This is a genomic window from Nonomuraea sp. NPDC050328 (assembly GCF_044459405.1).
Taxonomy (GTDB): domain Bacteria; phylum Actinomycetota; class Actinomycetes; order Streptosporangiales; family Streptosporangiaceae; genus Nonomuraea.
The window spans coordinates 559,875-571,530 of sequence record NZ_JBITIW010000006.1 but is presented as its reverse complement, the minus strand read 5'-3'; the positions used below and the strand labels follow the sequence as shown (position 1 = coordinate 571,530).

Annotated in this window: 7 protein-coding genes; 6 read left to right on the top strand and 1 reads right to left on the bottom strand. The window is 73.9% G+C overall.

Annotation, left to right across the window (positions count from 1 at the left end):
- Positions 1-163: 163 nt before the first annotated feature.
- The gene (locus ACIBG7_RS25270) at positions 164-1,729 is read right to left on the bottom strand and encodes a glycosyl hydrolase family 18 protein (protein ID WP_397337769.1); all 1,566 of its coding nucleotides are present in this window, start codon (positions 1,727-1,729) and stop codon (positions 164-166) included.
- Between the two features lie 169 nt (positions 1,730-1,898).
- Between ACIBG7_RS25270 and ACIBG7_RS25265 the strand changes: the two genes are divergently transcribed.
- From ACIBG7_RS25265 to ACIBG7_RS25240, 6 genes are all read left to right on the top strand, one after another.
- Positions 1,899-2,126, top strand: a complete 228-nt coding sequence (locus tag ACIBG7_RS25265; RefSeq protein ID WP_357936312.1) for a DUF6343 family protein — start codon at positions 1,899-1,901, stop codon at positions 2,124-2,126.
- A gap of 82 nt (positions 2,127-2,208) precedes the next feature.
- On the top strand, positions 2,209-2,880 hold the full coding sequence (locus tag ACIBG7_RS25260; protein ID WP_397337768.1) for a TetR/AcrR family transcriptional regulator: 672 nt from the start codon (positions 2,209-2,211) through the stop codon (positions 2,878-2,880).
- On the top strand, positions 2,880-5,441 hold the full coding sequence (locus ACIBG7_RS25255; protein ID WP_397337767.1) for an ABC transporter ATP-binding protein/permease: 2,562 nt from the start codon (positions 2,880-2,882) through the stop codon (positions 5,439-5,441). The genes ACIBG7_RS25260 and ACIBG7_RS25255 overlap by 1 nt, the downstream gene beginning before the upstream one ends.
- A 32-nt stretch (positions 5,442-5,473) precedes the next feature.
- Positions 5,474-7,438 (top strand): ABC transporter ATP-binding protein, encoded by a 1,965-nt coding sequence (locus ACIBG7_RS25250; RefSeq protein WP_397337766.1) that lies wholly within the window; start codon positions 5,474-5,476, stop codon positions 7,436-7,438.
- Positions 7,439-7,515: 77 nt separating this feature from the next.
- The gene (locus ACIBG7_RS25245; RefSeq protein ID WP_397337765.1) at positions 7,516-9,633 is read left to right on the top strand and encodes a hypothetical protein; all 2,118 of its coding nucleotides are present in this window, start codon (positions 7,516-7,518) and stop codon (positions 9,631-9,633) included.
- Between the two features lie 251 nt (positions 9,634-9,884).
- The gene (locus tag ACIBG7_RS25240; RefSeq protein ID WP_397337764.1) at positions 9,885-11,633 is read left to right on the top strand and encodes an alpha/beta hydrolase; all 1,749 of its coding nucleotides are present in this window, start codon (positions 9,885-9,887) and stop codon (positions 11,631-11,633) included.
- Positions 11,634-11,656 lie beyond the last annotated feature (23 nt).

The following is an 11,656-nucleotide window of genomic DNA, read 5'->3' as shown; positions in this document are numbered from 1 at the left end:
GTGCACTCCCTGCCCGTCGGCGGCGGGTTCACCGAGGTCTCCGCTCTGTACGGCGAGCGCCCCGCCTCGGGGGGGGGGGGGGGGGGGGGGGGGGGGGGGGGGGGGGGCGGGGGGGGGGGGGGGGGGGGGGGCCCCCCCCCCCGGGACAGCGGCGTCAGCGGGGTCAGCGGCCCTGGAGGGCCTTCACGTTGTCGCCGAAGGTCCAGCCCTTCGAGCCGTCCCAGTTGATGGACCAGGTCATCAGGCCCTTGAGCTGGCCGTTGAAGCTGTTCCATGCCTGGGAGACCAGCGAGGGCGACATGTAGCCGCCGCCCGCGCCCGGCTGGGCGGGCAGGCCCGGGACCTGCTTGTCATAGGGCACCTTGATGGTGGTGCCCTGGATGACCAGGCCGTTGTTCAGGCAGGTGGTCTGGGCGACGAAGCCCTGTACCGTGCCCGCCGAGTAGGAGTCGCCGGAGCAGCCGTACATGCTGCCGTTGTAGTACTGCATGTTCAGCCACCACAGGCGGCCGTTGTCGGCGTACTTCTTGATGATCGGCAGGTAGGCGCCCCAGATGGAGCCGTAGGTGACGCTGCCGCCGGTCACGTAGGCGGTCTCGGGAGCCATGGTGAGGCCGAAGTTCGCCGGCATCTGCGCGAGCACGCCGTCGATGATCCGGATCAGGTTGGCCTGCGAGGTGGAGAGCTGGTTGATGTTGCCGCTGCCGGTCAGGCCGGTCTCGATGTCGATGTCGATGCCGTCGAAGTTGTAGCGCTTGAGGATCGGCACGACGGTGGCCACGAAGCGGTCGGCGACGGCCGAGGAGCTCAGGTCGATGCCGGCGGTGGCGCCGCCGATCGACATGAGGATGGTCGCGCCGGCCGCCTTGGCCTGGCACATCTCGGCCGGGGTGGCCACCTTCACGGTGGCGTCCATGCCGTCCTCCCACAGCACGGTGCCGTCGGAGCGGATCACCGGGAAGGCGGCGTTGATCACGTTGTAGCCGTGCTGGGCGATGCGCGGGTCGGTGATCGGGGTCCAGCCGAACGGCGGGTGCACGCCGTTGATCGCGCCGTCCCAGTTCTCCCAGTAGCCGTGCAGCACCTTGCCGGCCGGCTTGCCCTTGAGCGCGCAGGTCGGGTCGGGGCCGGTCGGCGACGGGCTCGGGCTGGAGGTCACCGTGACGGTGGGGCTCGGGCTCGGGCTGGAGGTCACGGTCACGGTCGGGCTGGGCGAGGCGGTCACCGTGGGCGACGGCGGCGTGCCGGGGCCGTCGAAGCTCAGGTCGTCGGCGTAGTAGGCGCCCTGGCCGTACCAGCCGTGCAGGTAGATCACCGCGGTGGTCTGGCCGGCGCCGGTGGTGAAATTCACTGTGAGCTGCTTGTACGCCGAGGGCGAGGAGGTCCAGGTCGAGGCGCCGCCGTTGACGCCGAAGTAGACGTAGCTGCCCCGGACCCACGCGGTGAGCACGTAGGCGGAGTTCGGGACGACGTTCACCGTCTGGGTGCACTTGGCGGTGTCGGAGCCGCTGGCCGCGGCGGCGAGCGCGCCGGACCCGCTGCGGACCTGGCTGGAGGTGACCGAGCCCAGGTTGCCGGTGCAGGACCAGGGGGAGATCGAGCCGGTCTCGAAGCCGGGGTTGGCCAGGAGGTTGGCCGCGCTGGCGGAGGTCTGGGTGGCGAAGACCGCCATGGCGGCGAGCAGGGCCGAGGTGACGGCGATGAGGATGGAGCGGGATATTCGCGTCATGGAGGAACAACCCTTCTGTCGCTCGGGGGGCCGGGCGACGACGGGCGCGGCGCGTGGCCGGGGAAGCCGCGACGGTGGGGGGTGCGCGAACAGCATTATTGTTAAGAAACTTATCTATTGTCCATAGTCCCCCAGGTGCGTTCCCCCTCCCCCCGGGTAGAGGGCCGGCATGAGGTGGAACCGGCTGAGGACGGCCTTCTCGCCGACCGAGGAGAGCCCGCGCAGCGCGCTGGGCCTGCGGCTCGTCCTCGCCGCCTTCGGGGTGCTGGCGGGCGGGGCCGCTGCGGTCGTGGCGGCGGGCAACGGCTGGACGGGACTGGCCTGGGCCATGGCGGCGGTCGCGGTGATCGCGCTGGTCAATCTGGTCGTCGTGCTCCGGCGACGGCGATCGGGCTGAGCTTCCGGGCTTGCGCGCGGGCTCTGCGGTCTCTTATGTTATGCGCCATAACTAAGGCAAGCCTTACCTTCCCGGAGCGCGCATGGGCCGCATGGCCACCTTCACCACGGACGACGTGATCGCCGCCGGCGTCCGCATCGGCCTGGCCGACCTCACCATGCAGGCGGTGGCCGAGGCGCTCGGCGTCACCACGGCCGCGGTCTACCGGCACGTCCGCAGCCGGGCCGCCCTCGACAGCCTGATCGGCGAAGCCGTACTGGACGGGCTCGTCCTGACCGACGACCCCGCCCTGCCCACCGCCGGGCACCTGGTGCGCTTCGCCGGGCAACTGCGCGACTTCACCCGCGCCCACCCCGGCAGCGCCGAATACCTGCAGCGACTCTTCCCGCGTGGCCGCTCCGGCATCCGGCTGCTCGAACAGCAGATCGGCTTCCTGGCCGGGCGCGGCTACGACCCGGCCGCCGCCACCGTGCTCAGCTCCGCCATCGCCACCATCACCCTCGGGCTGGCCGTCGCCGACGAGGCCCGCGCCGCCCGCGCCCGCCTCGACCCGCTAGGCGACGAGGAGGCCACCCGGGCCGCACACGACGCCATGGCCGCCTCACCGCTCATCCAGGCCGCCCTGGCCGGCATCCCGCCGCACACCGGCGACGACTACTTCGCCCTCCTGCTCACCTCCGCCGCCGAAGGCCTGGTCGCGCACCTCCCACCCGGCCACCCGGTCACCTCGCCGGCTCTCGGAAAGGACCACTGATGGCACGCGGCTACGCCGGGGCCATGATGAAGACCTTCGGCGCGCGCGAGCACACGCTCACCGTCGCGTCGATCGACGACCTCACCCCGCACTACCGGCGCCTCACCTTCGACGCGCCCACCCTCTTCGACGGCCAGCCCATCCCGCCGGCCGCCTGGGTGCGGCTGTGGGCGCCGGACCCGGTCCGGCCGGGACGGGAGCACCAGCGGGGGTACACCCTGGTCGACCCCGACCCGGAGAACGGGCGGGTCTGCCTCGACTTCGTGCTGCACGAGCCGGCCGGGCCCGCCTGTGTCTGGGCGGCCAACGTGCGGGTCGGCGACACCGTCCAGATCACCCGGTGGGCGTCGGGGCACTTCGAGGCGCCCTCGCCAGAGCCGGCGGGATACCTGCTGGTGGGGGACGCGGCGGCGTTGCCGGGGATCAACGCGATCCTCGCCTCCCTGCCTGCTGGGGTGCCGGTCGAGGTGTTGCTGGAGCAGTACCACGCGGACGACCTGGACATCCCGCTCGTGTCGCATCCTCGGTGCACTGTCACCTGGTTGCCCGCCACCTGTGACCCCGGCGTGGTCGCGGCTGCCGTCGCGGAGCGGGACTGGTCGGACTGGTATGCGTGGGTGACCTGTGAGTCCGGGGTGACCAAGGCGGTTCAGGCTCGGTTGAAGGGGCTCGGGTTTCCCAAGAGTGAGATCAAGGGGCGGGCTTACTGGATCAAGGGCAAGGCCATGGGCGCCACCCGCAGCCCCGATTCCGACACCCCTGCAGAAACCACCCCGACCTCGACCTCCCCGACCACCCCTGCTGAGGCCCCTGCGGTCGCGGGCGGCGGGCGGTGGCGCTCCCAAGCGGGAGCGCGGCTGCTGGCCCCGTTGAAGACCAAGCTCCTGCTCGCCGGCGCGTTCCAGGCAATCGTCACCCTGCTCCACCTGGCCCCCTACCTCGTCCTGGCCGAGCTCTGCCACCGCCTGCTCCGCGACGGCCTCACCGCCGAAGGAGCGACAGGGCTCGGGATCCTGGCCCTGAGCCTGATGGCCGCCGGCACCGTCCTGAGCGGCGTGCTCGTGGTGGCCATGCACGTCCTGGACGCCAGGTTCGGCCACCACGTCCGCACCACGGTGGTGCGCAAGCTGGCCCGCCTCCCCCTGGGCTGGTTCACCGACCGCACCTCGGGCCGGATCAAGCAGGCCGTCCAGGACGACGCCGCCAGCGTGCACTACCTGGTCACCCACGCCGTGCTCGACCTCGTCGGCGCGCTGGTCGCGCCGCTGGCCGTCCTGGTCTACCTGTTCTCCGTCTCCGGCTGGCTGGCGACGATCCTGCTGCTGCCCCTGGCCGTCTTCGGCATCCTGTCCGCCCGGATGGTCGCCGCCTCCACCTCCGAGCTGGCCCAGTTCACCGTCTGGGAGGGCCGCGCCGGCTCGGAGGCGGTCGCCTACGTGGACGCCCTCGCGGTGGTCCGCGCCTACGACGCCGGTCCGGCCGGTGGCTTCCGCGCCACCCTGGACGAGCGGGCCCGTTTCCTGGAGCGCTGGCAGCGCCCGCTGTCCGGCCGCAAGACCCTGGTCGACCTGGTGACCCGCCCACTGACGTACCTGCTGCTGATCATCGTGGCCGGCCTGGCCCTGATCTCGGGCGGGCTGCTGGACGCCGCGGGCCTGCTGCCGTTCCTGCTGCTCGGCGTCACCTTCGGCGGCCAGTTGCTGGCCGCGGCGTACGGCATGGGCTCCGTCCGCGAGGCGACCACGGCCGCCCAGCGCATCGGCCTGCTGCTGGACGAACCCGAACTCACCGAACCCGCCCAGCCCGCCACCGTGCGCGCGGGCGGGCACACCGTCCGGTTCGAAGGCGTCTCCTTCGCCTACACCCAGGACCACCCGGTGCTGTTCGGCATCGACCTGGAGCTGGCGCCCGGCACGATGACCGCCCTGGTCGGACCGAGCGGCGCGGGCAAGTCCACGCTCGCCGCGCTGCTGGCCCGCTTCCACGACGTGAGCACCGGCCGGATCACCGTCAACGGCGCCGACATCCGGGACCTGCCGCTGGCCGAGCTGTACCGCACGGTCGGCTTCGTCTTCCAGGACGTCGCGCTGATCCGGGCCAGCGTGCACGACAACATCGCCCTGGCCTTGCCGGAAGCCACCCGCGAGGAGGTCGAGCGGGCCGCCCGGGCGGCGAACCTGCACGAGCGCGTGCTGCGTCTGCCGCACGGCTACGACACCGTGCTCGGCGACGAGGGCCGGCTGTCCGGCGGCGAGGCCCAGCGGCTGACCATCGCCCGAGCGCTGCTCGCCGACCCGCCGGTGCTCGTCCTCGACGAGGCCACCGCCTTCGCCGACCCCGAATCGGAGCACCACGTCCAGCAGGCGCTCAGCACGCTGGTCGCCGGCCGTACCGTCCTGGTCATCGCGCACCGCCTGCACACCATCACCGGCGCCGACGCCGTCGTCGTGCTGGACGGCGGGCGGATCGTCCAGCGCGGCACGCACGCCGAGCTGGTGTCCGCCCCCGGCCTCTACCGCGAGCTGTGGCACGCCTCGACCCCGCTGGAGACCCTGGCATGACCACCACCGCTCCCCTCCCCCGGAGTCCGCGCATGATCCCCCAGGCCCTCCGGCTGGTCGCCGACCGCCGGGCGCTCGCCCGCTACCTGGCCCTGCTCCTGCTCGCCTCGGCCCTGCGGGCCGGGGCGGTGCTGAGCCTGGTCCCCCTGCTCGCCGCCGTCTTCTCCGGCACCCCGGGTACGGCATGGCCGTGGGCCGGCGCGCTGGCCGTACTGGTGGCGGCCGGCTGGCTGGCCGACTACGCGGTGGCCGGCGCGGGCTTCACCATCGGGTTCGAGCTGCTGACCACGATCGAGACCCGCATCGTGGACCGGCTGCAGCGCATCCCGCTCGGCTGGCTCACGCCCGAACGCCGCGCCGAGGCGCAACGCGCGCTGACCTCGTCCGGGCGCGAGCTCTGCCAGGGCTTCGCGTGGCTGGTCTCCCCGGCCGCCAACGCCCTGACCACCCCGGCCTTCATCGGGCTCGGCCTGCTCCCGATCGCCTGGCCGCTCGGCCTGGCCGCGCTGGCGGCGGTCCCGCTGCTGCTCGGCGCGCTCTGGGGCAGCAGCCGGTGCCTGCGCGCGGCCGACGACTCCTACGCCGCGGCCTCCCGCGAGGCCGGGCAGCGCATCATCGAGCTCGCCCAGGCCCAGCCCGCCCTGCGCGCGGCGGGCCGGGCCGGCGCGGACGGCACCGCGGTGGGAACGGCGCTCGACCGGCAGCGCCGCGCGGTGCTGCGGCTGATCGGCTTCGGCCTGCCCGGCCAGGTGCTCTTCGGCCTGGCCACCCAGGCGGCCCTGCTCGGCCTGGCCGCCACCGCCGTCGTGCTCGGGCTGCGGGGCGAGCTGAGCGTTCCGGAGATCGTGGCGCTGCTGATCGTCGTCGTGCGCTTCGTCGAGCCGTTCACCACGCTGGCCGAGCTCGCCCCGGCCCTGCAGAACCTGCGCGGCACGCTCTCGCGGGTGCTGACCACGCTGAACGCGCCGGCGCTCGACGCGCTGCCGGGCGAAGCCGTCGGCGAGACCGTCGGCGGGGCCGCCGCGCTGGAGTTCCGTGACGTCCGCTTCGGCTACGAGCCGGGGAGGGAGGTCCTGGCCGGGGTGTCCTTCACCGTGCCGCGCGGCAGCACCACGGCGGTCGTCGGCCCTTCCGGGTCGGGCAAGAGCACCCTGCTCGCGCTGATCGGCCGCTTCCACGAGGTCGGCGGCGGCGCGATCCTGGTCGACGGCCTGGACGTGCGGGCCCACGACCCGGCCGCGCTGCTGGGCAGGCTGGGGATCGTCTTCCAGGACGTCTACCTGTTCGACGCGACGCTGGAGGAGAACATCCGGCTGGGCAACCCCGAGGCCACCGACGAGGAGGTGCGGGCGGCGGCCACCGCGGCGCAGCTCGACGAGGTGGTGCGGCGGCTGCCGGACGGCTGGTCCACCCGGGTCGGCGAGCGCGGCGCGGCGCTGTCCGGCGGCGAGCGGCAGCGGGTCAGCATCGCGCGGGCGCTGCTCAAGCGGGCTCCGATACTGCTGCTCGACGAGGCCACCGCCGCCCTGGACACCGGCAACGAGCAGGCCGTGGTGAGCGCGCTCGAAGCCACCGGGCGGGAGCGCACGACCGTGATCATCGCGCACCGGCTGTCCAGCATCGCGCGGGCGGACCAGATCCTCTTCCTGGAGCACGGCCGGGTCGTCGAGGCGGGCTCGCTCGCCGAGCTGCTCGCCCTGAACGGCCGGTTCGCCGCCTACTGGCACCAGCGCGAGGCCGCGGCCGGCTGGCAACTCAACCGCACCACCCCCGCCACCGACGCCCCCACCAACGCCACCGCTGACACCACCGCTGCCACCACTGCCGACGCCACCACTGCCGCTGCCACCACCGCTGCCACCGCCACTGCCGACGCCACCACTGCCGCTGCCACCACCGCTGCCACCGCCACTGCCGACGCCACCACTGCCGCTGCCACTGCCGCCGCCGCTGCCGGTGACCCCGCCGCCCCCAGCCCCGCCGTCCATCTCCCCTAAGCCGCCGCCCGCCCGGCCAGCCGACGCCGCCGAAAATGCCCGGCTGGCCCGGACATATCCCCTATATCGTGCTGCCTGTGCACACCCTGGAAAGCCTGGTCGTCACCCGCCGCCTGCGCGTCCCGCTCCCCCCTGCCACACCCGGGGCCGAGCCGGGCGCGACCGGCTGGGGCGAGACAGCGGCACGGCAGCTCGACGCCGCCCTGCTCAGCGTGGGCTTCAAGTGCTCGGCCCCGCTCCTCGCCCGCCTGGCCGACCTGCCCGGCGCGGTCGTCGTCGACCTGGGCATCCGCGTGCTGGACGCGGTCCGCGGCCTGGTCGGCGACCACGTGCGGCACAACGCCTACTTCATCGACTTCCCCAGGAACGTCCCCGACACCATCGAGTTCTGGGTCGGCCTCCTGCGCGAGTCGCTGCTCGACCCGGTGGCCGTCACCCAGCTCCCGCCCGGCCCGCTGAACCTCCTGAGCCTGCCCGGCTACGGCGTCTACCCGCACAGCTACGCCGACCTCCTGGCCGCGCACGCCGAGTTCGTCCCGCGCGCCGGGGATCGGGTCACCCTCCTCGACCTGGGCGCCGACCTCGACACCGAGGTGCGCGAGCTCTACTTCTCCCTGGCCGCCGCCGAGACCCCGCTGGCCGCCGAGGACCTCACCGCCCTGGGCCTGCTCGCCGCCGCCTGCCCCGGCCACCCCGAGCGCATCCCGGTGCGCGAGAACCGCGCGATCATCAACGCCGCCCGGCTGGCCGCCGGCCAGGCCCCGCTCGTGGACTCCGTCACCGACGTGCTGCGCCTGGCCTGCGCCTGCTCCGGCGGCGACGTCACCCTCGCCACCCCCACCCGCTTCCGCTCCTTCCGGCGGGCCGAACGCCGCGCCCTGCTCCAGGCCCTGGACGGCGTCGCCACCCCGGCCAAGCTGGGCGACGTCGGCCGCTATCGCGAGCAGTGGAAGCGCCTGGGCGAGCGGCTGCACCCGCACGAGTACCCGCAGTTCCCCGCCGCCGCGCGGGCGTTCGAGGTGGCGCGGGGGGTGCTTGCCGTACCCAGCCTGGACTCGCGGGTGGAGGCCGCCCTGGCCGCAGGCCGTACCGGGGAGGCCATCTCCCTGCTGGAGAGCGCGCCCGGCGCCCTGCTCCGCCGCCTCGACCAGCTCCTGCGCAGCGGCGACCCGGCCGTCCCGCAGGCCGCCGCGCACGCCGTCACCGGCGCCTCCGGCCGCGTGCTGCTCTCCCTGCGCGAGCACCTCCAGAACCGCCTGCTGCCCGCCGCCGGGCGGATCTTCGTCAACCGGTACGGCAGGGCGTGGACCGCCGGCGACGCCCGCCCGCCCCTGGACCTCGACGTGATCGAGACCATGCTCGCCGTCCTGGACGAAGAGATCACCCGCCGCCTGCCCGACCTCGGCGAGCTGACCGTGGACCCGGACATGCTGCGCGTCGCCCTCCCGCTGTCGGCCAAGGCGGTCGCGCCCGGCCTCGGCATGCTGCCGCGCGGCTCGGAGTCGCGGATCGACGGCGAACTGCTGCGCTTCTTCGTCCACTGGCGTCAGGCCGCGCAGCGCACCGACTACGACCTCGGGGCGCTCATGCTGGACGCCGCCTACGGCGACCCGTCCCACGTCTCGTGGACGAACTACGCCAACAGCTTCGCCACCTACTCCGGCGACCTCACCGACGCCGCCGACGGGGCCTCCGAGTTCATCGACGTGCGCCTGCGCGAGGCCACCCACCCGATCGTGATCCCGCAGGTCTTCGTCTACGCCGGCGAGCCCTACGACGAGGCCGCGGAGGCGTTCTTCGGCTTCATGACGCGCGACGCGGCCCAGGAGGGCCTGCCCTTCGAGCCCCGTGCCGTCCGCATGAAGTCCGACCTGCGCGGCTCCGGCCGCGTCGCGCTGCCCCTGGCCTTCCTGCGCGCCGGCGACGGCACCTGGCGGGCCAAGTGGCTCCACCTGTACCTGCGCGGCTTCCCGAACTTCAACCTGATCGAGGGCACCCTCGGCAGGACCGCCACCCAGGTGCGGGCGATCGTCGAGCGCGACCACCTCCAGGTCGGCTGGTTCGCTTCGCTCCTGCGCACCCGCTCCACCCCGGACGGCGGCGCCACCCGCCTCTGCCTCACCCCGCCCGCCGACCTGCCCGCCGGGACCCGCGTGATCACCCCTTCGACCCTGCACGAGCTGATCCCCGCCTGATACCGTGGATCTCGGCGAGGCCATGGGAGGGCTTCCTTCTCCTTCTCTTTCCCAGAATCAGCCTTCCCGCTCTCCTCGCCGCCGATGGTGAGGCCATTCGACGGCTTCCTTCATCCTGGTTCAATTCCAGGTAGCTCCACTTGCGGGGCTACTGGTATCAGCCGCCGAGCTCCCCTCGCCATCGGCACATACCCGGACAACCCTCCGACCTGCTGGAACACCCCCGCGCGCGGTGCCATCCTGGGCGGGTCATGGCGGATCACCCAGCGGCCTCGGCGGCCGCCACGCAGGCCTTCGCGCGCGTCGCCGCGCTCGCCGCCGACCACCACACCGCGCTCGACCCCGCCGTCCGCCTCATGCACGCCCACGCCTGGGTCGGCGGCGGCGCCCCGGCCTTCGCCGCCGACCTCACCCGCCGCCGTGCCGCCCTCCACGCCGCCCTCACCGCCGCGCTCCACTCCCTGTCCGTCCTCGCCGTACGGCGCGGCGCCCCCGCCCCGGCCCTGCCCGCCTTCCCCACCCCCGCCCCGGCCCTCGGCCCCGCCCCCGGCTCCTTCCAGGGCATCGACCCCCGCGCGATGACCGCCCTCATCACCACGCTGACCCGCGCCGGCGACACCCTGACCACGGCCGGAACCCGCCTCACCACCGAACTGACCACCCACGGCCTCCCCACCCACCCCGGCCACACCCTGGGCCACCTCGCCACCTGGGCCGGCAGCCAGGCCGACGAGTTGCGGCGCCGGCTCGCCCTCATCCAGCAGCGGGTCGCCGGGACCGACCTGGCCGCCGGACTGGCCGGTTACGGACTGTTCGGCGGGACGGCGCCCGACCCGCAGGGAGTGGCGACGTTGCTCGGCCGCGTCGCCGCCGGGGACGCCACCGCCGTCCGAGCCCTGCTCGCGGTCCGGGACGAAGGCGTCGCGGCCCGGATCTCCGCCTGGTGGGCGACACTGGCCGACCCGACCCGCGACCGGCTCCTCGACCTGGCCGGCTTCGGCCTGCTCAACGGGCTGCCCGCGATCGTCAGGGACCGGGCCAACCGGCGCTGGCTCGCTGCCGAGAAGGTACGGCTGACGCGCAAGCTGGACGAGGCGACCGCCGAGCTGGGGGCGCTGGGTGAACCGCTGCTGCTGGGCGGATGGGAGCAGACCGCCAACCGGCTACGGCGGCTCGACTTCATCGAACAGCGGATCAGAGCGGTCACCGGCTACCCCGCGCCGCTCCTTCTCGCCTTCGACGTCACCGGGCAGGGACGGCTGGTCGTGTCGTGGGGCGACCCCGACAGCGCCGACATCACCGTCACGAACGTCTCCGGGCTCACCTCCGGCCTGGACGCCGCGCACGGCGACCTCGAACGCGCCCGCGCCCTCTGGCGGCAGGCGTCGGCCACCAGCGGCGGGCGATCCATCGCGTCGATCACGTGGCTGGGGTACGACGCGCCGCAGAACGACCCGGGCTTCTTCGACCCCGCCCGGTCGGTCGCGCTCGAAGGGGCCGCGGCGGCGGGTGGGCGGGCGCTGGCCGCCTTCGCCGACGGGCTCCGGGCCTCGCACGTGCCGTCGGGGACGGCGCGGCGGGTGATCGTCGGGCACAGTTACGGGTCGCTCACCACCGGGCATGCCGCCGTCCTCCGCCCGGGGCGGCTGGCGGACGAGCTCATCTTCGTCGGCAGCCCCGGGGTGGGGGTGCGGCATGCGCGGGAGCTCGGGGTGGACCCCGCGCGGGTCTGGGTGGGCGAGGCGGGCGGCGACCCGGTCGCCGCCTTGGGCCGCTTCGGCCGCGACCCGGGGCACTCGTCCTTCGGGGCGCGGCAGTTTCCCGTGGGGCGCGAGGTCTTCACTGCGGCTCACAGTTCTTACTGGGATGCCGACTCCGTCTCGCTGATCAACATGGGACACCTCATCAACGGCCACCCGGGCCGGCTGCTCGAGCCCAAGCCGCTGAACACCGAACCCCAGCTCCTCATGCCCCAACTCGCCCCCGACCTGAGCAGGTGACCGGATGCGCCGAACCTTCCTGG